This is a genomic window from Sanguibacter sp. Z6_81 (genome assembly GCF_057180625.1).
Genome location: NZ_JBXUFV010000002.1, coordinates 1 through 22,277, shown reverse-complemented (window position 1 = coordinate 22,277; position 22,277 = coordinate 1). Strand labels below are relative to the sequence as shown.

18 protein-coding genes are annotated in these 22,277 nt (G+C 71.7%); 4 read left to right on the top strand and 14 right to left on the bottom strand.

Translation table 11 applies throughout. The annotated features are described in order from the left end of the window. Nucleotides 1-39 precede the first annotated feature (39 nt). The 3 genes from AC2AXK_RS05055 to AC2AXK_RS05045 all read left to right on the top strand — a co-directional run bounded on the left by AC2AXK_RS05055 (nt 40) and on the right by AC2AXK_RS05045 (nt 2,795). Nucleotides 40-957, top strand: a complete 918-nt coding sequence (locus tag AC2AXK_RS05055) for an ABC transporter ATP-binding protein (RefSeq protein ID WP_484344270.1) — start codon at nt 40-42, stop codon at nt 955-957. Further along, nucleotides 954-1,757: an ABC transporter permease gene (locus tag AC2AXK_RS05050; RefSeq protein ID WP_484344269.1), complete on the top strand. Its 804-nt coding sequence runs from the start codon at nt 954-956 to the stop codon at nt 1,755-1,757. Before AC2AXK_RS05055 ends, AC2AXK_RS05050 begins: the two co-directional genes overlap by 4 nt. Before the next feature lie 84 nt (nt 1,758-1,841). Next, nucleotides 1,842-2,795 (top strand): COX15/CtaA family protein, encoded by a 954-nt coding sequence (locus tag AC2AXK_RS05045; RefSeq protein ID WP_484344268.1) that lies wholly within the window; start codon nt 1,842-1,844, stop codon nt 2,793-2,795. Between the two features lie 70 nt (nt 2,796-2,865). Here AC2AXK_RS05045 and AC2AXK_RS05040 read toward each other — a convergent pair whose 3' ends face one another. From AC2AXK_RS05040 to AC2AXK_RS04975, 14 genes are all read right to left on the bottom strand, one after another. Next, nucleotides 2,866-6,372 (bottom strand): carbohydrate binding domain-containing protein, encoded by a 3,507-nt coding sequence (locus tag AC2AXK_RS05040; protein WP_484344267.1) that lies wholly within the window; start codon nt 6,370-6,372, stop codon nt 2,866-2,868. A 170-nt stretch (nt 6,373-6,542) separates the two neighbouring features. Further along, a complete protein-coding gene (locus AC2AXK_RS05035; protein WP_484344266.1) occupies nt 6,543-7,178 on the bottom strand; it encodes an NUDIX domain-containing protein in 636 nt (211 codons plus the stop codon). Next, nucleotides 7,175-8,860 carry a CTP synthase gene (locus AC2AXK_RS05030; protein WP_484344265.1) on the bottom strand — a complete coding sequence of 562 codons (1,686 nt, stop codon included), beginning with the start codon at nt 8,858-8,860 and terminating at the stop codon, nt 7,175-7,177. Before AC2AXK_RS05030 ends, AC2AXK_RS05035 begins: the two co-directional genes overlap by 4 nt. Before the next feature lie 82 nt (nt 8,861-8,942). Further along, entirely contained in the window at nt 8,943-10,163 is a 1,221-nt protein-coding gene (locus tag AC2AXK_RS05025) for a glycosyltransferase (RefSeq protein ID WP_484344264.1), read from the bottom strand. Then, complete coding sequence (murJ, locus tag AC2AXK_RS05020; protein ID WP_484344263.1) at nt 10,150-11,820, bottom strand: murein biosynthesis integral membrane protein MurJ; 1,671 nt, start codon at nt 11,818-11,820, stop codon at nt 10,150-10,152. The genes AC2AXK_RS05025 and murJ overlap by 14 nt, the downstream gene beginning before the upstream one ends. After that, nucleotides 11,817-12,695: a hypothetical protein gene (locus AC2AXK_RS05015; RefSeq protein ID WP_484344262.1), complete on the bottom strand. Its 879-nt coding sequence runs from the start codon at nt 12,693-12,695 to the stop codon at nt 11,817-11,819. The genes murJ and AC2AXK_RS05015 overlap by 4 nt, the downstream gene beginning before the upstream one ends. Next, nucleotides 12,692-13,729 carry a copper transporter gene (locus AC2AXK_RS05010; protein WP_484344261.1) on the bottom strand — a complete coding sequence of 346 codons (1,038 nt, stop codon included), beginning with the start codon at nt 13,727-13,729 and terminating at the stop codon, nt 12,692-12,694. Before AC2AXK_RS05010 ends, AC2AXK_RS05015 begins: the two co-directional genes overlap by 4 nt. Before the next feature lie 60 nt (nt 13,730-13,789). Further along, nucleotides 13,790-14,965 (bottom strand): putative cytokinetic ring protein SteA, encoded by a 1,176-nt coding sequence (steA, locus tag AC2AXK_RS05005; RefSeq protein WP_484344260.1) that lies wholly within the window; start codon nt 14,963-14,965, stop codon nt 13,790-13,792. A 5-nt stretch (nt 14,966-14,970) separates the two neighbouring features. Continuing rightward, complete coding sequence (gene recN, locus AC2AXK_RS05000) at nt 14,971-16,707, bottom strand: DNA repair protein RecN (RefSeq protein WP_484344259.1); 1,737 nt, start codon at nt 16,705-16,707, stop codon at nt 14,971-14,973. A 2-nt stretch (nt 16,708-16,709) separates the two neighbouring features. Beyond that, nucleotides 16,710-17,621 carry an NAD kinase gene (locus tag AC2AXK_RS04995; protein ID WP_484344258.1) on the bottom strand — a complete coding sequence of 304 codons (912 nt, stop codon included), beginning with the start codon at nt 17,619-17,621 and terminating at the stop codon, nt 16,710-16,712. Next, nucleotides 17,618-18,517 (bottom strand): TlyA family RNA methyltransferase, encoded by a 900-nt coding sequence (locus AC2AXK_RS04990; RefSeq protein ID WP_484344257.1) that lies wholly within the window; start codon nt 18,515-18,517, stop codon nt 17,618-17,620. The genes AC2AXK_RS04995 and AC2AXK_RS04990 overlap by 4 nt, the downstream gene beginning before the upstream one ends. Then, a complete protein-coding gene (locus AC2AXK_RS04985; protein ID WP_484344256.1) occupies nt 18,514-18,702 on the bottom strand; it encodes a hypothetical protein in 189 nt (62 codons plus the stop codon). The genes AC2AXK_RS04990 and AC2AXK_RS04985 overlap by 4 nt, the downstream gene beginning before the upstream one ends. Nucleotides 18,703-18,798: 96 nt before the next feature. Further along, entirely contained in the window at nt 18,799-19,818 is a 1,020-nt protein-coding gene (locus AC2AXK_RS04980; protein WP_484344255.1) for an HAD-IIA family hydrolase, read from the bottom strand. Next, nucleotides 19,815-20,594 (bottom strand): hypothetical protein, encoded by a 780-nt coding sequence (locus AC2AXK_RS04975; protein ID WP_484344254.1) that lies wholly within the window; start codon nt 20,592-20,594, stop codon nt 19,815-19,817. Before AC2AXK_RS04975 ends, AC2AXK_RS04980 begins: the two co-directional genes overlap by 4 nt. Before the next feature lie 234 nt (nt 20,595-20,828). Between AC2AXK_RS04975 and AC2AXK_RS04970 the strand changes: the two genes are divergently transcribed. Next, entirely contained in the window at nt 20,829-21,869 is a 1,041-nt protein-coding gene (locus tag AC2AXK_RS04970; RefSeq protein ID WP_484344253.1) for a hypothetical protein, read from the top strand. Nucleotides 21,870-22,277 lie beyond the last annotated feature (408 nt).

Genomic DNA, 22,277 nt, shown 5'->3' with positions numbered 1-22,277 from the left:
CCGCCAAGGTCCCCACCCCGCCCCGTAGACTCGGGCAGCGTGCCCCCCTCCCCCGCAGCGGTCGAGATCACCGGCCTCGTCAAGCGCTACGACGGCCGCGAGATCGTCCGCGGACTCGACCTCGTCGCCCGGATGGGTGAGGTCACCGCGGTGCTCGGACCCAACGGTGCGGGAAAGACGACGACCATCGAGTGCTGCGAGGGTCTGCGCGTCCCCGACGCAGGGACCGTCCGGGTGCTGGGCATGGACCCGGCGCGGGAGGGACCCGAGCTGCGCGCCCGGGTGGGCGTCATGCTCCAGGACGGCGGGCTGCCCACGTCAGCCCGAGCGCTCCAGGTGCTGCGTCACGTCGCAGCGATGTACGCCGATCCCCTCGATGTCGGCGAGCTCGTCGAGCGGCTCGGCCTCGAGAGCTTCGCCCGCACCACGGTGCGCCGGCTGTCGGGCGGACAGCGTCAGCGGTTGGCGCTCGCCGCGGCGATCGTCGGACGCCCGGACGTGGTCTTCCTCGACGAGCCGGGCGCGGGCCTCGACCCGCAGAGCCGGCACGCCGTGTGGGAGCTCGTCCACGAGCTGCGCGACCACGGCGTCGGGATCGTGCTGACGACCCACCTCATGGACGAGGCCGAGGCGCTCGCCGACCATGTCGTCGTCCTCGACCACGGAGCGGTCATCGCCGAGGGGTCTCCGGCCGAGCTCGTCACGGGTGGCGCCGCGTCCGTCTCCTTCGAGACCGTGGCCGACCTCGACCTGGAGTCGCTCGGCGCCGCCCTGGGGCACGCCGTCGTCGCCTCGGGTCCCGGGAGCTACGTCGTCACCGCACCCGCGACCCCCGCGCTGCTGCTCGAGCTCACGCGGTGGTGCGCCGCCCAGGACATCCTGCTCACCGGCCTGACGTCAGGGCGCCGCACGCTCGAGGACGTGTTCCTCGACCTCACAGGACGGCAGCTGCGATGACCGCCACCCATGACCCCGGGCCGTCGCGCGCAGCGCCGCAGCCGGGCGACGCCCCGCGCGCCGCGAGCGCACGCCACCGGATCCTCGCCCAGTCGGTCTTCGAGACGACGCTGATCCTGCGCAACGGCGAGCAGCTCATGGTGACGATCCTGCTGCCCGTCCTCCTGCTCCTCGGGCTCACCCGGACGACGATCATCGATCTCGACACCGGAGGCGCCTCCCGGATCGACTTCGTCACGCCGGGGATCCTCGCCCTCGCCGTGATGAGCTGCGCGTTCACGTCGCAGGCCATCGCGACCGCGTTCGACCGGCGCAACGGCGTCCTGCGGCTCATGTCCACGACTCCCCTGGGCCGCGGTGGACTGCTGGCGGCGAAGGTCGCCGGGGTGCTCGTCGTCGAGGCCGTGCAGATCGTCGTCCTCGCGGGCACGGCCCTCGCGCTCGGGTGGAGACCGGTCGGCACCGGCGTCCCTCTCGCGCTCCTGGCCGTGCTGCTCGGCACCGCGGCATTCACGGCTCTCGCGATGCTCCTCGCCGGGACCGTGCGCGCAGAGGGCGTCCTCGCGCTCGGCAACGTCCTGCTCGTGCTCCTCACGGTGGGTGGCGGTGTGCTCCTGCCAGCAGACCGGCTGCCGGGCGCTCTCGGGAGCGTCGTGAGCCTCCTGCCGTCGGGTGCTCTCGGCGAGGCCATGCGCAGCGCCCTCCTCGACGGGACCATCCCGCTCGGTGCCGTGGCGGTCCTCGTCGTGTGGACGGTTCTGCTCGGGTCGGCTGCGGCTCGGTTCTTCCGCTGGCACTGACGCCACCGCACCCGCACCCGCACCCGGCCAATGTCACACCGGCGGGGTGACGATCGGCGACCGCACGGCGGTTACCGTGGGATCGTGAGCATTCCGACCTCCGCACCCGAAGCTCCCGGCACTGCTGGCGCACCCGCGCCCGAGGCGGGCTGGCTCGCGCGGGCGCGGCCCTGGACACGCACGGCTCTCCTTGCCAATCTCGTCGCGCAGATCGGGATCGTCGTCACGGGTGGCGCGGTGCGCCTCACCGGCTCCGGTCTGGGGTGCTCCACGTGGCCGCTCTGCGAGCCCGGTCAGTTCACCCCGGTGCTGCACGAGGCCACGAGCTACCACCCGTTCATCGAGTTCGGGAACAGGACGCTCACCGGCGTCGTGGGCATCGCCGCCCTGGCCGTCCTGCTGCTCGTGTGGACGGACCGGCGACGCAGCACCGCGTACCGGGTGCTCGGCACGCTCCCGCTCGCCGGAGTGGCCGTCCAGGCGGTCATCGGTGGGATCACCGTCCACATGGACCTCCACCCCGCGATCGTCGGCTCCCACTTCCTCATCTCGATGGCGCTCGTCGCGGTGTCCGCCGTGCTCCTCGACCGCAGCGCCGAGGGTGACGGCCCTCCGGTTCCCGTCGCCTCTCGAGCGGCACGCGCGACGGGCTACCTGCTGCAGGTGCTCCTTGTCCCGGTCCTCGTGCTGGGGGTCATCGTCACCGGTGCGGGACCGCACTCGGGCGACAGCGAGGTCGGGTACCGCTTCGCGCTGGATCCCGCGCACATCACCCGGTTCCACGCGGCGTCGGTCTGGGTCTTCCTCGCCGTCCTCGCGGTCCTCGTCGTCCTCGTGCACCGGAGCGCGCTACATGGCACGCGAGCGCGCCGCGTCGTGTGGGTCCTCGTTGCTGTGACTCTCGCCCAGGGGGCCATCGGCTACGTCCAGTACTTCACTGGCCTGCCCGAGATCCTCGTGGGCGTGCACATGCTCGGCGCTGCGCTCCTCACCGTCGGCTGCGTCCGCGTTCCCCTCGCACTCCGCACCCGGTCCTGACCACGGGTCCGGTGCCAGCACCGGTCTCGCCACGGCGGGCAGCCCGGCCGAACCCCCGCGGCCGCGGCTGTCAGGTGACCTCGCCTCCGCGCCGACGGACCCGGGCCGCGCCGTAGAGACCACCACCGAGCGTGAGTGTGAGCATCACGACGGCCAGGAGCGTGCCGACCCCGTCCGAGCCGGTCGCCGGGAGCGACCCGTACCGCCCGCCGGCCGGCCCTCGGAGCACCGGCGCACTGCTCGTCCGCGGTGGGACCAGCCCGGGCGCGGGTTCGACGACAGGCTCCACACCCGGCGCGACGACGGGTGGGGCGACGACGGGTGGGAGCCCGGCGGGGAGCTCGTCGAGGAGCATCACGCGGTCGATGCTCACCCGTGACACTGCCGCCGCGGCGGCGCGATCGCTCGGGGAGCCGTCTGGCGCGAGGGTGAAGCCGTACCCCTGGACGTCCGTGAGGGTGAGTCCGTCGTCAGGAGCTCCCGCTGGCTGATCGGCGCTGCGGACAAGGCTGTCGAAGGGGACCACCACCTCGCGCCAGCCCGCCTGGTCGTCGACGACCTGGGCCTCGAACCGCTCAGCCGTGTCCGCCGCCTGGAAAACCCGTACGTAGTCGAGCGTGAGCGACTGGGGGAAGTCCAGGTCGTCCCCGAGGGGCCCGCCGAAGTTGCCGCCGACCGCGACGTTCGTCAGGAGCGAGAACGGGTGGTCGAACACCCACGGGTTGTCAGCCACGTCCGCGGGCGTCGCCTCGTGGTACTGGATCCCGTCGACGAACCAGGTGATCGCGCCGGGCGTCCACTCGACGCTGAACGTGTGCCAGTCCTCGTAGACGGGTTCGTCGAGCTCATAGGTGTTCCCGAAGGACGCCCCGCCGCTGTAGCCGGGGCCGTGGATCGTGCCGAAGACCTCGTTGGGCAGCTTGCCCACGAACTCCATGATGTCGATCTCGCCGGTCTGCGGCCATCCGATCTCGCGGAAGTCCGTCCCCAGCGCCCAGACGGCGGGCCAGATCCCCGCTCCGCGCGGCACGAGCACCCGGGACTCGATGCGCCCGTACGCGAACTCGGCCTTCTGCTCCGTGACCAGCCGCGCGGAGGTGTGCGTGCACGGCCCGTACCAGCACTGCAGGTCCGTGGTGGCAGGGTCGATCTCCCGGGCGGTGATCACCATGTTGCCGGCGCCGTCGTGGGCCGCGTTGTCCGTGCTGTCGGTGTAGTACTGGAGCTCGTCGTTGCCCCATCCCCACCCGCCGGTCTCGTACGACCACCGCGTCGGGTCGGCTGGTGTGCCTGCTGGTGCGTCGAACTCGTCGCTCCACACCTGGGTCCACCCGGTCGCACCGGGATCGGGCACACCGTTGTCGGCCAGGTCGACCGTCACCGTCCCGCCGTCGCCCTGCCCCTCGAACCAGAAGCTCAGTCCTTGCGACTGCGACCAGTCCTGTCCCACGGGGAAGTCGCGGAAGATCGACGCCTGGCCGTCCGTCGTGATGTCGAGGACGTGCTCGTACGAGTCCTGTCCCGGGTAGGCGGCCGAGGTGCCGCTCGCGATCTCCCGGACGGCCAGCCCTGGTTCGCCCTGCGTCCCGAACAACCATGGGAAGGACTCGAAGTCGTCGATGAGCCGAGGGTCGATCTCGTCGTCGTCCTCGATGCTCACCGTCGCCGTGCGCACGAACCCGAGCTCGGCACCGACCGGGTCGGACAGGCCCAGGAGGAACGTCTCGTCGACCTCGTGCTTGGCGTTCTGCAGCGTCGGCACGGTGATGGTCGCCTCCCGCTCCCCGGCGGGGATGGTCACCGTCCCGCTCACTGCCGAGTAGTCCCGGTCGAGCGTCGCCGACAGGTCTTCGGTCGCGGTCCTGCTCGTGGCGTCGGCGCTCGCGTACGCCACCGAGACGTCGGCGTCCGACGCCCGGTTGAGCCGGACGACGGCCGTGGCGGGTGAGCCCTCGACCGCGGTGTAGCCCGCGCGGTCGAAGCCCACGGAGAGCGGCGCCTGCTCGGCCTGCCCGTAGACGACGACGTCGTCGACGAAGAACGTGCGCGGGACGTCGGTCCGGAGCGCACCGATGGCGTAGCCATGGACGTCGGTCCTCTCGAACCCGTCGTTGGGTGCGCCGTTGCCGATCTCCTTGCGGGAGAAGTCGTCGAAGTCGAACTCCAGGTACCGCCACCCGGTCCAGCTGTCCGTGAAGTTCACGACGAACCGCTCCGCATCGTCGGTCGTCGATCCCCCGTTCCGGTTCTCCACGACGTCGAGGAAGAGGCCGTTGCCGGTCCCGGACCCGTACATCCAGAACCCGATCCCCTCGTAGGAGCTCCAGTCCTGCGGCTGCCACGCCGACGCGGTCTCGTCGGTGAAGTTGTGCACGACGACGCCGTAGGACTGGACGTCGTAGGTCGCACCGAGGGCGGTGTTGCCCGCGGGCGAGCCCGGGACCGGTGCCGGCGGGGTGGTCGTGGGGCCGAACGTCACCGTCCCCTGGGGATCCTGCGCGGTGAACCAGCCCACCGGGACGGCGCCGTCGGCACCGGACGGCAACGGCTGCTCGAAGTCATCGACGAGCATCGATCGGTCGTGCGACGGGCCGGTCGGTGCCGTGTCGTCGTCGAGGATGGTCAGTGTCGCGACCGAGGACCCCAGGGTCGCCCCTGCAGCCTCGGCGAGGGAGAGGCCGACGGTCTCGTCTGCCTCGGGCGCGTCGTCGGCCGTCGTGGTGATGGAGAAGGACTGGGACGTCACCCCGGGCGCGAACGTCAGGGTGCCACTCGTCGCCGTGTAGTCGCTCCCGGCCGTCGCCGTGCCGTCGGCCGTCGCGTAGGTCACGGTCACCGGATCGCTCGAGGCGACGTCCAGACCCACCGTGACCTGCGCCGTGGATCCCTCGACCGCCTGGAGCGCCGCGGCGGAGAAGGAGACGGTCGGGGTGACCGCGGTCTCGGAGTAGACGGCGATGTCGTCGACGAGCACCGTCGCGACCCCGGAAGCGGCGGGCAGCGCGAACCCCCACATCGTCGTCAGGCCCAGCCCGTCGTCCGGCGCGCCTGCCGGCTGGAAGTCCGTCGCCCGGGCGAAGTCCGCCCACGGGATCTGCACGAGCTCCCACCCCACGGCGTCGTCGACGACCGTGTGGTCGAACCGCTCCGACGTGTCGGCATCCGACCCGCCGTCGAAGATCTCGACCTGGAACTCGGCGCCGCTGCCGGTCCCCCGGAACCACAGCTGGACCCCGTCGAACGCGGACCAGTCCGAGGCGGTCGAGAGGTTGTTGCCGACCCCGCCGAACGCACCCTCCATGGTGACGTCAAAGCCGTACGACAGCACCTCCGCCGGACCTACCTGCCCGGGGCGCGCCTCCGGCGCCCCCTCGGCGACCTCGACGATGCCGAAGCCGGCGGAGCCGTAGGAGAAGAAGCCGGCGGGAGCACCTCCCTCGAAGTCGGCCAGGACCGACAGGGCGGCAGGCTCAGCCGCTGGCGCTCCCGGAGCGAGGAGGATCGGCACGAGCACGAGGGGCACTGCGGCGGTGAACGCAGCGAGACGGGACAGCGTGCCTGACGGGCGTGCGGACATAGGACGACTCCCCCGAGCTCGACGACCACCCGTGGGCGGTCAACCCGACCGCCGTTGGTCGAGTCCTGTGCCGCACAGCGTAGCGGTCCCCGCACACTCTGGACAGTGCTACCGAAAAGGGGCAGCGCGGACATCGCTCCGCACGTCCGAGGCGCTCCCTCCGCTCGGCCTCAGCCCTTCCGCTCAGGCCACGGGGCGTCCGCCGGACGCAGCGTGGTCCACCCCGAGTCACGTGCCGCCGTCGCGGCAAGGACCCCGACGACCGCCGACGGGTTGTGCAGGTCCCCCCTCAGCACCGCGGCGCGGGCCTCGTCGAGCGGTACCCAGCGCACCTCCATGTCCCGCTCCTCGTCCTCGCGGACGTGCCGGTCTGCCTGAGGAACCGGCGACAGGTCACGTGCGAGGAAGACCCGCAGCGCCTCGTTGTTGCCGCCAGGGGTCGTGAAGTAGTCCACGAGCACGTCCCAGCGGGCGGCGACGAGGTCCGCCTCCTCGGCGAGCTCACGGGCGGCAGCGGTCTGCGCCGGCTCTCCGCTGACGTCGAGCAGGCCAGCCGGCGGCTCCCACAGCTCCCGGGCGACCGGGTGCCGGTACTGCTTGAGCAGCAGCATCCGCTCGTCCTCGTCGAGGACGACGACCGCGACCGCTCCGGGGTGATCGACGTACTCGCGACGGACCGTCGAGCCGCCCAGGTCCACGTCGTCGCGCACGAGGTCGAAGATCCGTCCCTCGTGCAGCACCTCGTGAGCGGTCACGGGGCGAGGGGCCCGGACGTCGACCAGCCGGTCCCCTGCACCGCCGGTCATGCCTGTGCCGTGTCCCGGGCGGCCAGGGCCGCCGTCACGAGCCCGGAGAACAGCGGGTGGGCACGCGTCGGACGCGACTTGAACTCCGGGTGCGCCTGGGTCGAGATGTAGTACGGGTGCACCGACGCGGGCAGCTCGACGAACTCGACGAGCAGCGAGTCCGGCGACGTGCCGCTGATGACGAGCCCCGCCTCCTCGAGCTGGGCACGGTAGGCGTTGTTCACCTCGTAGCGGTGGCGGTGGCGCTCGGACACACGCTCGGAGCCGTACACGCCCGCTGCGACCGAGCCGGGCGCCAGCACGGCCTCGTACGACCCGAGGCGCATCGTCCCGCCGAGGTCGCCGTCTCCGCCGACGATCGCCTTCTGCTCCGCCATCGTCGCGACGACCGGGTGCCGGGTGTCCGGGTCGAACTCGGACGACGACGCGCCTTCGAGGCCCACGACGTTGCGCGCGTACTCCATGACCATCGACTGCAGGCCGAGGCAGATGCCGAGCGTGGGCACCTTGCCCTCGCGCGCCCAGCGCAGCGCGCCGAGCTTGCCCTCGATACCGCGGATGCCGAAGCCACCGGGGACGAGGACCGCGTCGACGCCACCGAGCGCCCTCTGCGCACCCTCGGGCGTCTGGCACTCGTCGGACGGGACCCAGCGGATCGAGACCTTCGCGTCGTTGGCGAACCCGCCGGCGCGCAGGGCCTCGGTGACGGAGAGGTAGGCGTCCGGGAGGTCGACGTACTTGCCGACGAGAGCGACCTCGACGGTGTGGGCGGGCTCGTGGACGCGCTCGAGCAGCTGCGACCAACCGTGCCAGTCGACGTCGTGGAAGGGCAGGCCCAGCCGGCGCACGACGTACGCGTCGAGGCCCTCCGAGTGGATGACCCTCGGGATGTCGTAGATGCTCGGCGCGTCCTTGCAGGTGATGACGGCCTCGTTGTCGACGTCGCACATGTTGGCGATCTTGCGCTTGGTGCCCTCCGGCACGTCGCGGTCGGCGCGCAGCACGATGGCGTCGGGCTGGATGCCGATGCTCCGCAGGGCGGCGACCGAGTGCTGCGTCGGCTTGGTCTTCAGCTCCCCGCTCGGCCCGATGTACGGCACGAGGGAGACGTGGAGGAAGAACACGTCGTCGCGTCCCACGTCGTGACGCACCTGGCGGGCGGCCTCGAGGAACGGCTGGGACTCGATGTCGCCGACCGTGCCACCGATCTCGGTGATGATGACGTCGACGTCGTCGCCGGCCTGGGCGCGCATCCGCGCCTTGATCTCGTCGGTGATGTGCGGGATGACCTGCACCGTGTCGCCCAAGTACTCCCCGCGCCGCTCCTTGGCGATGACCTGCGAGTAGACCTGACCCGTCGTGACGTTGGCCGCTGCTGCGAGGTCGACGTCGAGGAACCGCTCGTAGTGACCGATGTCGAGGTCTGTCTCGGCGCCGTCCTCGGTGACGAAGACCTCACCGTGCTGGAACGGGTTCATCGTCCCCGGGTCCACGTTGAGGTAGGGGTCGAGCTTCTGCATCGTCACGCGCAGACCGCGCGAACGGAGGAGTCTGCCGAGGCTGGAGGCCGTCAATCCCTTACCGAGGGAGGAGGCCACACCCCCGGTCACGAAGATGTGCCGCGTCGTCGATCCCGACCGGACTCGGCTGTTGGACTGAAACCTGTTCCCATGATCTGCCACGGGGTTCGACTCTATCACCGAGCCCGCTCCCCCGGATCGGCCGGCCTGGGCGGCCAAGGGCGAGCGCCGTGGCCCGCCAGCGTCAGACCCCTCGGTAGAGCGGGACGAGGCTCTCCACGACGTCGGTGATCGTCGGCAGCTCTGACGCCCGGTCCCGTGCCTGTGCGCGGAGCGCCGCGAGCGCTTCGTCGTCGTCGAGGAGAGCACGGACGGCGTTCGCCAGCGCGACGGCGTCCCCCACAGGCACGAGGCGTGCGGCGCTGCCGGTGACCTCCCGGGTCCCGCCGGCGTCCGTCGCGACGACCGCGGCTCCGGCCGCGAGCGCCTCTTGGAGCCACAACGGCTGCCCCTCCCACACCGCGGTGCTCACGACGACGTCCGCCGCCCCCAGCAGGGCGGGCGCATCGTCGCGGAACCCCAGCAGGCGCACCGGCAGGCTCCTGTCCGTCACCTGCTGCCGCAGTGTCGCCTCGAGCGGCCCTCCGCCTGCCAGCACCCACAGGACGTCCTGCTGCGTCACGACGTCGTCGCCGGTCACCGCAGCGGGACGCAGGAGCTCCGCAGCGTCGCAGAGCGTCTCGAGGCCCTTCTGGGGAGCGAGCCGTCCGACCGTGACGAGCAGCCGCTGGCCGTCCTGCACACCGAGCTCGCGTCGGACCTCGTCCGCCTCGGCCACGACAGTGCTCGCTGCTGGTGCGGGGACGAGCGCCCGGGCGGTCGCCCGGGCGCCGCGCGTCTGGGCGAGCCGCACGAGGTCCATGCTGACCCCCAGCACGACGTCGGCGCCGCGCGCGACGATCCGCTCGAGCGCCTGCGACACGAGGCGGACCGCTCGCGAGCCGACCGGGAGGTTGTGCAGGGTCACCACGAGGCGGGGACGCACGGAGACCGGCACCGTCCGCACCGCGAGCACCGCGAGCGCACCTGCTCGCAGTCCGTGCGCGTGCACGACGTCGACGTCCCGGGCGAGCTCGCGCAGGCGCCGGACGGACCGTGTGTCCGCAGCGCCAGGTCGGTCGGCGATCTCCACCGGGTGGAACTCCGGAGGCGCCACGACTGGCTGCCCGTGCTCGACGTGTGCGTCCGATCCGTGCGGATCGTCACCGACCGCCTCACCGACCGCCCCATCGACCGGGAGGACGATCGGTCGCACCGAATCGGGTCCAGCGATCCTCACCGTGTACGCGGACTGGTCCGGGGACCCGCCCGCCAGCGCGGCAGAGATCTGGGCGACGTGTCGTGCCACACCTCCGGCACTGGACCCGAGGACCTGGAGCACGATCGGCCGTTCAGTGCTGCTCATCGCTCGCCCCCGTGACGCTCGGTGCGACGGCCGCGTCGGCCCCGCTCGTGCCTGTCGTCCCACGCAGACCACTCAGTGCTGACCTGTCGGCGACGAGGACCGCTCCGACGACGATCCCTCCGCCGACGGCGGCTCCGAGGATCCCCACGAGCACGCTGACCACGATCGACGGGTCCGTGGGCAGGAGCTGGGACGTGAGCAGGTGCCCGGCCCCAGCGCCGACCACGGTCCCGATGAGCAGGACGAGGGCGGTCCGGGGCAATCCCCGGAGCACCCCGTGGCCCACGTGCCGGCGCAGCGACGCGAGAAGCATGCCGGCAGCGACGCTCATGCCGACCGTGTGGGCGACTCCGATCGCCGCGAGGGTCCGTGTGACGTCGATGCTCCTGCCGACGAGCAGAGCGGGCAGGACGAGGGAGACGATGACGACGGTGACCCACCCCGTCGCGGTCCCGACCACCGCGGCCCGGCCCTGGTCGATCGAGTAGAGGATCCGTGAGAGATGGAAGATCAGGCCGAGGCCGACGAGACCGGGGGCGGCCCAGGCGATCGCGACGGCCATGCTCCGCACGCCTCCTGGCGTGAACGAGTCGAAGACTGCCTCGACCGGTCCGCTCCCCGCGACGAGCGCTGCCACACCGACCGCGGACACGACGAGGACAGCCCTCGTCGTCGCACCGCTCAGGCGGGCGAAGCCCTCGCGGTCACCCGCGGACGCCCGGGAGGCCAGGCGCGGGAACGCACTAGTGGCGAGCGGCACCGCCAGGATCGCGTAGGGCAGCACGTAGACCGCCTGGGCGAAGGTGTACACGTTGTACGCGGTGCTGCCCCCGTACCGGGTCGCGGCGTAGAACACGGCGAGCACGGACAGCTGCTGCGCGAGCAGCGCGCCGATGCCCGCCGTCGCGAGGTGCCGTGCCCGACGCGAGACGCCGGGCGGAAGCCGGAACGTCGGGCGCAGCCGCGTGCCGGTCCGGGCGACGGGGACGAGCAGCGGCAGGCTCATCGCCGCGACACCGGCGGTGGTGCCCCAGGCGAGCCAGTTGAGGGAGGAGTCCGACAGCTCCGCAGGCGTTCCCTGCTGGCCGTCCGCCAGCGCACCGAACACGACGTACGCGACGATGACGACAGCACTGGAGAGGATCGGTGCGAACGCGGGCCAGAAGAAGCGCCGATGGGCCTGCAGGACGCCACCGAGCACGACCCCGACACCGTAGAGCGGGATCTGGACCGCGAACACCGCGAGGAAGAACGCGGTGACCTCGGCGTCGACCCCCTCGCCCGTGTCCGCGATGAGCCCGACGATCTCGTCGGCGAAGACCGCGACGAGGACTCCGAGAGGCAGGAGCACCGCGAGCGCCCAGGTGAGCAGGGCGGACGCGATGGCGGAGACGGTCTCCTTCTCCTGGCGCAGGAGCGGCCCCGCGAGCAGGGGGATGACCGTGCCCGCGAGCGCACCGCCCGCAGCGACCTCGAACAGCACGTTCGGCAGGAGGTTCGCTGCGGCGTACGCCGCGTTGACGCCGCCGACACCGAGCTGGTCCGCCTGCACCGCCCAGCGGCCGAAGCCCAGTACCCGGCTGGCGATCGTGACGACAGTGATGAGCACGGCCGCCCCGGCGAGGCTCTGCGCCGCAGGGGCGAACCGTGCTCTCATTCCGCGGCGCTCTGCGTGGTGGGCATGGACGGGGAAGACGGGGGGCGTCGACCCCACATGTCGACGCGGTGCAACCACGGGACGTCGGCGATCACCCGGGAGAAGCTGATCCGTTCGCTCGCCGCAGTGAGCCCGACGAGGACCATGAGCGCGGTGACCCGCACCGGACGTGGGGCCCAGAACGCGACCTGGGTGCCGAGGAGCGCGCCCAGGGCGTTCGCTCCACCGTCGCCGAGCATGTCCTGCTCCGCGAGGTCCCGGTGCATCGCGGCGCCGGCAGCTCCGAGCACCGCGCCTGCGGCTGCGCCGCCGGGCGCGAGGACCACGAGGCTGGCGGCAGCCCCCATGCCGACCTTGAGCGCGCGTCCTGGCCTGAGATCGAGGAGGTTGATGAAGTTCGCGGAGGCAGCGATGAGGGCACCATCGACGGCGATGTCGACGACCCGGCGGGTGCGCGACGACGGTGTGGCGTCACCGCCGAGCGCCGCGGCGACCAGTCCCGCGGCCCCGATCCCGACGACCTTCAGGGCGCCCGTCGTCACCTGCCCGTTCGCGGCAGCCGTGAGGTGACCGCGCAGTCCCTTCGTGCGTGTGCTCACGTCCTCCGTGAGGTCGTCCAGGACGCCGAAGGCACCCGCGGCAGCCGTGGCCAGCACCGCCGCCGCGCACCGACGTGGTCCACCGTCGGTGGCGAGCGCCCCGCCGATGAGACCGAGCACGACCGCCGGCCCTTCGAGCAGGCTCACCTGCTCGGACCGGTGGTTCTCCCTGGTCCACTGCGCGCTGCCGCCCGGTGGCCGCGCCCCGAGGGCGCGGCGGGCGGCGCTCGTCGTCAGGGCACCGACAAGTGCGGCGCCCAGCCAGCGGGCGCTCACCCTGCGCCTTCGATCGCCGGGTCGGGCTCCGTCGCCTCCGCGCCGTCGCCCACGACCGGGGTCCGGTCCACGGGTTCCAGGGCCACTCGAGCGGGCATGATCGCCGTGGCGTCCTCCTCGGGCCCGTACTGCCCCACGACCCCCGCCACGCGTGCAGCGAGAGCGAGCGGGATCGTCACCTGCCCCGTGATCCTGTTCATGTCGCTGACGGTCGTGATCGACCCGGACAACGACTCGTCCTCCCGGACGATCGTCACGACACCGTTCTCCGCGGGCGTCCCGGTCGCGAGCACGGCGCCCTCCGACCCTGCCTGGGCGGCGACGGCGACGTTGCGCTGCAGGGCCGCGGCCGCACGCAGCTCGTCGTCGCTCGGAGACTCCTTGTCTCCCACGGTCGGCGCCCCTCCGGACAGCACGACGATGACGTCAGCCGGTCCTGTGGGCGTCCCGAGCACCTCGACGAGCTCCGCACTGACGAGGATCTCCTGGACAAGGATCGCGTCGGCCGAGAACGCGTCCGGTGCGGCGGGGTCGGCGGCGGTCATCGCCTCGACGAGCGCACGAGCGAGCGTGACGTCGTACCCGTCCGTGGTGGCGGTGTCCGCGAGGTAGTCCGTGAGGCTTGTCGCGTAGGACTGGCGGGAGTCCGCCGTCTCAGGGTCCGTCCACGCCGGCGTGAGCTGCGTGCGCATGCTGATCGTCCCGCTGGCTGCGGCGATCTGGGCCTCGACGCCCACGATGACGGCGTCGTCGATCGCGCCGAGCTGGACGATCCCGACGCGGCGGCCCGCAAGCACTCCCTCGAGAAGGTCGGGCGCAGACGCCGCGACGAACGCATCGGTGCTCGTGAGTGTCGCCTGGGTCGAGTCGACCTGCTCACGCAGCTCGTCCTTCTCCGTACGCAGGACGTCCACCTGTCCCGTGAGCTGGTCACCGATGGACTCCTTGAGCGGCCCCGCGCCGAGGATGATCCCGACGGCCAGTGCAAGGAACACGGAGATGAGCGAGACGATGTGGTACCGGAAGTCGATCACGGGAGTGGAACCTTCTGAGAAGTGGGAAGAGATCGTGGGCGGGCGACCACGGGCCGGACGTCACGTGAAGAGGTGGGTCACCCACGACCAGAGGTCGTCGAGGCGCGCGGCCGTGAGACCGAGGAAGGTCTGACCGACGGAGGTCGACGTGATCGCTGCTGCGACGGCGACGAGCCCGGCCACCGCGAGCAGCACGAGCTGGGCGTTGGAGATCCGGTGCCGGTAGAGGCGAGAGACGCCCTTCGCGTCAACGAGCTTGCCCCCCACGCGCAGCCGGGTGAGGAAGGTGCTGGCCATCCCGGCACGGCCCTTGTCGAGAAACTCCACGAGGGTGGCGTGCGTGCCGACCGCGACGATCACCTCTGCGCCCATGTCGTCAGCCAGGAGCATCGCGATGTCCTCGCTCGTGCCTGCGGCCGGGAAGACGACGTGCGGGACACCCAGGGCGTCCACGCGCTCCATCCCGGGGGCTCGTCCGTCCCGGTACGCGTGGACGACGATCTCGGCCCCGGAGCGCAGCGCCTTGTCGGAGACCGAGTCCATGTCTCCGACGATGAGGTCCGGGGACCACCCCGCATCGATGATCGCGTCCGCGCCGCCGTCGACGCCGATGAGGATCGGTCGGTACTCCTTGATGTACGGCCGCAGCGTGAGGAGGTCCTCTTTGTAGTGGTAGCCGCGGACGACGATGAGGACCTGCCGCCCGGCGATCTTCGTCGAGATCTCGGGGACTCCCACGCCGTCGAGCAGCAGGTCCCGCTCTCGGCGGAGGTAGTCCATCGTGTTCGCAGCGAAGGACTCCAGCTGGGCGGACAGACCTTCGCGGGCTTCCTCGAGCGCTGAGGCGACCGACTCCGGGCTCTGTTCGATGCCTTCGGCCACGAGATGGTCGCCGAGGTACACCGAGCCGTCCTCGACGCGGATGGTGCGCCCCTCCCGGATCGACATGACGTCGGGGCCGAGATCGTCGATGAGCGGGATGCCCGCCTCGACGATGATGCTCGGTCCGAGATTGGGGTACCGGCCAGAGATCGAGCGCGACGCGTTGAGGATCGCGGCAGGACGGGCACCGACGAGCGCCTCCGCGGCGATCCGGTCGATGTCCTGGTGGTCGATCACGGCGATGTCGCCGACGTCGATGCGCTTGGTGAGGTCCTTGGTCCGGCGGTCGACCTTGGCCACACCACGCAGGCCGGGTCCCGTGGCGACCGGAGCCGACTTCGTGAAGATTCTCATCAGTCTCATGATCGCACAGCGGACATCGCCAGGAGCTCTTCCGCGTGGCGCTGCGCGACCTCCGACCCGTCCTGCCCGGAGAGCATCCGTGCGAGCTCCTGGACGCGGTCGGCGTCCCCGACGACCCGGATCCCCGACTGGGTGATCTCGTCCTGGGACGAGGTCCCGGGTGCCGCCTTCGTCACGACGAGGTGCGTGTCGGCGAACGCAGCCACCTGTGCCAGGTGCGTGACGACGACGACCTGCGTCGAGCGCGCCAGGTGCGCGAGCCGTCGTCCGATCTCGACAGCCGCCTTGCCGCCGACGCCCGCATCCACCTCGTCGAAGATCATCGTCGGTGTCCGACGGGCCCCGGAGGCGCTCGAGGTCGCGAGCGCGACCTCGATGGCCAGCATCACCCGGGAGAGCTCACCACCGGAGGCGCCCTTGCCGAGGGGCCGCGGTGGACCGCCCCGGTGCGCACTGAGCAGCATCTGGACGGCGTCGCTCCCCCACGGCCCGGGCTCGTCGAGAGGGCTCACCTCGACCTCGAGGGTCGCCCCACCCATCGCCAGACCGCGCAGCTCACGGGTGACGGCGTCCCCGAGCTCCACGGCGGCCCGGGTCCGCGCGGCACTGAGCTGGCCGGAGAGCGTCGCCAGCTCCGTGTCCAGCTCGTCGAGCTCGGCTCCGAGGACACCGATCCGCTCGTCGTCGTCCTCGAGCTCGATGAGCCGTGCGCTCGCCGCAGACGCCCACTCGAGCACCTCGGTGACGTCTCGGCCGTAGGTCCGGGTCAGGTGCCCGAGCTCGGCGCGGCGCGCCTCCACGGCCTCGAGGCGGGCAGGGTCGGCGTCCAGCCCGGACAGGTAGCTCGCGAGGTCACCACCGATGTCGGCGAGCGCGTACGCGACGTCAGCGAGACGCGCCGCGACGGCAGCGAGCGCGGGGTCGTGGGCCCCGCCGTGCTCCGCTTGTCGCCGGGCGCGGTCGACGAGAGCGACTGCGCTCGCCTCCGGGGTCAGGGAGACCGACTCGGGGTCGTCTCCCGCGACGGCGACGAGCGCGTCGCGGGCAGCTGCGCGCAGCTCCTCGGAGTTGCTCAGGCGCTCGGCCTCCTGCCCGAGCTCGACGTCCTCGCCCGCCGTCGGCTCGACGCGCTCGACCTCCGCGAGACCGAACCGCAGCATCTCCGCCTCGCGGGCGCGCTCCGCCGCGCGCTCGGTGATCTCGGTCAGCTCCGCCCGCATCCTCGCCCGCCGGTTCCAGCACCTGCGGTACTCCTCCAGGGTCGCCAGGAGGGCGTCGCCCGCGAACTCGTCGAGCGCCTCACGTTGCCGCTGCGGGGAGCGCAGACGCATCTGGTCCGACTGCCCATGGATCGTCACGAGGTCGGCCGCCAGCTCGGCGAGCACCGCCTGCGGCACGCTCCGCCCTCCCAGATGGGTCCGGGACCGACCCTGGACGGCGACCGTCCGGGCGATGACGAGGGTCCCGTCCTCGTCGAGCACCCCACCGGCGTCCGCCACCCGCTCGGCGAGCGCAGGGTCGTCGACGGTGACACGTCCCTCGACTGCCGCGTTCGCCGCCCCGGCCCGAACCGACTGCGGGTCGCTGCGCCCTCCCATGAGCAACCCCAGCCCGGTGAGCACCATCGTCTTCCCCGCCCCGGTCTCGCCGGTGATGGCGGTGAGACCCGGGCCCAGCTCGACCCGGGCGGCGCTGATCACGCCGAGGTTCTCGATGCTCATCTCCTGCAGCACGCTCACACCTTCCCGTGCGGTTGGTCGTCGGACGTCCCCCGCCACCCGACGACGGGCAGCGAGAACTTGCTCACGAGCCGATCGGTGAAGGGGGCCTGGCTGAGCCGTGCGAACCGGACGGGTGTGGCCCCCGTGGACACCTCGACCCGGGAGCCGACGGGGAGCTCGGTACGCCGCCGCCCGTCGGTGATGAGCACTCCTTCGGCTCCCGAGACCGTCGTGACCTCCACGGCGAAGCGGGACTGCGGGCCGACCACGAGGGGCCGTGCGAAGAGCGCGTGCGCGGACAACGGGACGAGCAGCTTGGCGTCGACGTCGGGCCACATCACGGGCCCGCCGGCGGAGAACGCGTGCGCGGTCGAGCCGGTCGCCGTGGCCATGACGACACCGTCGCAGCCGAAGGAGGACAACGGCCGACCATCGACCTCGATGGCGACCTCGATCATGCGGGCGCGCTCGTTCTTCTCGATCGTCGCCTCGTTGAGCGCCCAGTCACGGAAGACCTCGGCCCCCGGTCGGTGGACGACGACGTCGAGGACCCCGCGTTCCTCCACCGCGTAGTCGTGGTCCGCCAACCGGCGGACCGCATCGCGCAGGTCCTCCCGCTCGCTCTCGGCGAGGAACCCGACGTGCCCGAGGTTCACGCCCAGGATCGGCACCTCGCTCCCGTGGGTGATCTCGGCGGCGCGCAGGATCGTCCCGTCGCCCCCGAGCACCATGACGAGCTCGGTGTCGTCCAGCGAGGCCATGGGGTCGTCGAGCGCAAACTTGTGCGTGCCGAGCTCCGCAGCGAGATCGTGGTCGTGCAGGACGACGTCGAACCCCGCTGAGCGCAGCTCCGGGACCGCACCGCGCAGGCTCGCGACGGCCTGCTGCCGGCCCCCGTGGGTCACGACCAGGATCTTGCGGCTCACGCTCGTCCTCCAACAGTCGACGGATCGGGTCGGTCGACCCAGGTGACGCTCGGCACGGACCCCTCGGGCACCGCGCTGACCGCACGGTCGATGGTGTCATCTCCCGGCGCGTGATGGGCAGCTGCACGCGCGAACCAGACGAAGAACTCCCGGTTGCCGTGCGGACCGGGCAAGGGACTGGGCACGATCGCCCGGGTGCCCAGCCCGAGCGCAGCGCCGCACGCGGTGACGGCGCGCACCGCCTCGGCATGCAACGAAGGATCACGCACGACGCCTCCCTGTCCCAGACGCTCCTTGCCGACCTCGAACTGCGGCTTGACCATGAGCAGCATGTCCGCGCGCGGCCCGACGGCGCGTGCGAGCGCAGGCAGGATCATCGTCAGGGAGATGAAGGAGACATCGGCGACGACGATCCCGGGTTGCCACGGAAGGTCCTCGGCGGCCAGCTCCCGGGCGTTGTATCCCTCGATGACGTGGACGCGCTCGTCGTCGCGCAGTGCGTCCACGAGCTGGCCGTGCCCGACGTCGAGAGCAATCACCCGTCGTGCGCCGCGCCGCAGGAGGACCTCGGTGAATCCACCTGTCGAGGCACCGACATCCAGGCAGTCGGCGCCTCGCACCGCGGGGCCGTCGACGCCCAGCGCGGCCAGCGCTCCGTCGAGCTTGAACGCCCCACGTGAGACGAAGTCAGGGACTGACGGGTCGCGGCGGACCACGACGACGGCGTCGGGAACGACCGGCGTCGCTGGCTTTCGGGCGATCTGTCCGGCAACCTCGACCCTGCCCTCCGCGATGAGCTGGCCTGCTGTACCGCGGGACCGGGCAAGCCCACGGCGGACGAGCTCGCTGTCGAGCCGCGCCGCACCGCGACCCTCGGACGGGTGGATCGAGCTCACCGGCCGCTCTCGAGAATTGCCCGCAGAGCCTCGTGCACGGTCTCGAGCACCGCGGGGTGCTCGGCGACGGGTCGCTCGTCGAGCCCCTGGAGGACGTCGAGCGCGGCGAGCGCCTCCGTCACCCGGCCGGAGCTGTCTGCGACGGCAGCGGTGGGTACTCCTGGTACCGCGGTGGGGTCTGTCACGGGGTGGTTCTCCCGTCGGTCGTCGGTACCGTGCGTTGTCACGGAGAGCGCTCGTGCCGAGCGCGACCAGTCACACTACCCAGCGGTCGGGTGCACTCAGGCACTGCCCACAGGAAGATCTGGAACCGTCGACGCATCGAGCACGCCACCATCGTCCACGAACGACCAGGCCGCGCCGCACGCCGCACGGACGAGGTCGAGCGACGAGTCGTGCATCTCCGACAGCTCGAGCCGGCCGTCGGTCACCCGCGCTGCGGCATCGTTGCAGGCCCACCAGCCGTCCTTCTGCACCGGCGCCGGGTGCGGCTGCAGGACGCTGCGCAGGTCTGCCCCGATGAAGTCGGGCCGCTCGCCCGGGACGGCGAGGATGTCGTCCCGGGCACTGTTGACACCCGTGAGCACGTGCAGCCCGGGATACCCACCAGCGCGCGCTCCCGCAAGATCCGTGTCGAGCCGGTCCCCGATGACGAGCGGCTTCGCCGCTCCCGCGCGCTCGACCGCCATCGCGTACATCGCCGGGGACGGCTTGCCCGCGCTGAACGGCGTGACACCGGTCGCCGCGACGACGGCGCCGACGAGGGATCCGTTACCCGGGGCGAAGCCGCGCGCTGTGGGCAGCGAGAGGTCGAGGTTGCTGGCGACGTGCACGGCCCCCCGCGAGATCGCATAGGCCGCCTCCGCGAGGTCTGACCAGCCGAGCGTCGGAGCGAATCCCTGAGCGACTGCCGCAGGCTCGTCGTCAGCGGACGTCACGACGACGTATCCCTGCTCGGTCACGGCCGTGACGAGTCCGGCACCTCCGACGACGAGCACGCGCGAACCTGGCTCGACGTGCTCGCCGAGCATCCGTGCGCATGCCTGCGCGGCGGTCATCACATCGTCCGGCACCGCAGGGATGTCGAGGGAGGAGAGCTGGTCGGAGACCGATACGGGTTCACGGGACGCGTTGTTCGTGACGAACACGAGCCGCATGCCCGCTGCCCGTGCCCCAGCAAGGCCCTCCGCCGCGTACGGGATCGGCTCGTGGCCCGCGTACGCGACCCCGTCGAGGTCGACCAGAGCGAGGTCGTACGCCTCTGCGAGCGGCTTCTCGCTCGCTCTGAGCACCGCCCTCATGCCTCGTCCAGCGGGGCGGCACGGGTCGGCGCGACCGAATCGCTGGGTGCGGCGGTCGGCTGAGCAGCCTCGTCCTGCGACCGATCATCCGCGTTCTCGTCCCCCTCGAGGTCGAAGACGACGACATCATCCTCGTCGCTGTGCTCGTCTGCACCCACGAGCACGCGCTCCCGGGCCGACAGCCCGGTGAGCAACCGCGCCGCGTCCTCGTCACGGCCTGCCTCCTGCAGCAGCGCGAGGCGAGCCTCGATCACCCGGAGCTCGATGTCTCTGTGTCCAGCGGGCACATCGAGCGCGGCAAGTGTCGCTTCCGCCGACTCCATCTCACCCAGGTCGCTCCGGGCTCCACTGACGACGATGCCCAGCTCGATCTTCTGCAGCTCGTCGAGAGTCTCGGCCTCGGGCGACGCCGCAAGAGCGAGCGCTGCCTCGGGCCGACCGAGGCCACGCTCGCAGTCGGCCATCACCGCGAGGTGCTCGGACGAGCCGTTGAGACGGCGAGCGGTACGCAGCTCGCGCAGAGCCTCCGCGAAGCGGCCGGTGCTGTATGCGGTCAGGCCTGCGGCTTCCCGCACGATGTCGACACGCCCGGCACGGCGGACCGCCGCCTGGGCGTGCTCGTACGCCAGCTCGGGGTCCGTGTCGATGAGCCGGCCAGCCATCACGAGATGCAGGGCGACGCCTTCCGCGTTGTCCTTCGTCAAGGTCCGCAGCCGCCCGCGGGCGTCGCGGTCGAGGTCCGAGAACTGCACACCCTCGGGGATCGAGGGCGCCACCGGTGCCGCCGGTCCCGAGCTTCGACGTTCCGTACCGGCGGGCGCTTCGCGGCGGGGTGCGCGCTCATCACGACCGCGGCCCTCGGCAGGATTGGAGTGCCTGGGGGGGCGAACTCCCGCGGCATCACGCTCGGGAGGTCGCGTGGCGCGCGGCGCTTCGTCGTGGTGGGACGAGCGCGAGTCTGTCCGGGGGCGTTCGCCGAAGGTTCGCGGTGCCCGCTGCGGACGTGAGCTGTGACCGTCCCGCATCTCCGCGCGCTCCCGACCGGCGGCCGAGTCACGCTGCGGAGCACGGTCGCCGTAGGGACGCGAGTCACGCTGCGGCGCACGATCGCGGTCGTCACGACGCGGGCCACGGTCATCACGCTGCGGAGCGCGCTCACCGTAGGGACGCGAGTCGCGCTGCGGAGCACGGTCGCCGTAGGGACGCGAGTCACGCTGGGGCGCACGATCGCGGTCGTCACGACGGGGACCACGGTCATCACGCTGCGGAGCACGGTCGCCGTAGGGAAGCGAGTCGCGCTGCGGGGCACGGTCGCGGTCGTCACGACGGGGACCACGGTCATCACGCTGCGGAGCACGGTCACGGTCGTCACGACGCGGGCCACGGTCATCACGCTGCGGAGCGCGCTCACCGTAGGGACGCGAGTCGCGCTGCGGCGCACGGTCGCCGTAGGGACGCGAGTCACGCTGGGGCGCACGATCGCCGTAGGGACGCGAGTCACGCTGGGGCGCACGATCGCGGTCGTCCCGACGGGGACCACGGTCATCACGCTGCGGAGCACGGTCGCCGTTGGGACGCGAGTCGCGCTGAGGCGCACGGTCACCGTAGGGCCGAGAGTCGCGCTGAGGCGCACGGTCACCGTAGGGCCGAGAGTCACGCTGAGGCGCACGGTCACCGTAGGGCCGAGAGTCACGCTGAGGCGCACGGTCACCGTAGGGCCGAGAGTCACGCTGAGGCGCACGGTCGCGGTCGTCCCGACGGGGACCACGGTCATCGCGCTGCGGGGCACGGTCATCGCGCTGCGGGGCACGGTCGCCGTAGGGACGCGAGTCACGCTGGGGCGCACGGTCGCGGTCGTCACGACGCGGGCCACGGTCATCACGCTGCGGAGCACGGTCGCCGTAGGGACGCGAGTCGCGCTGAGGCGCACGCTCACCGTACGGCCGCGAGTCACGCTGAGGCGCACGATCACGGTCGTCACGACGCGGACCACGGTCATCGCCCTGAGGCGCGCGGTCACCGTACGGCCGCGAGCCACGCTCAGGACGTGAGCTGCTGCCATCCCGTCGCGGGGCACGGCTTCCGTTGTCACGGGAGCCACGCTCAGGGCGTCCCGCACCCCTGCTCTCGTCCCGCCGGTCGTTGCTTCCCGGGCGTTCCTGGTCGTCGCTCACGTGCTCTCCCTCTTCAAGTAAACCGCGGGCACTCTGGCAACCTGCGGTGCAGGCCGAGCGTTCCTGAGGTGCTCTGTCGACCACCTGGCCCCACGGCCTCGTGCCGCATCGCGGCCTCCAACGAGGTCGCGGCTCAATCAACGTTCTCACCGGCGCTCAGCAGGCATCCTGTGGCTGCAGCGCCCCGTGGTCTTCAAGTTTACGACATGACGAAGGCCCACCCCTTGAGGGGTGGGCCTTCGACAATGGTTGTCCGGCGGCGTCCTACTCTCCCACACAGTCTCC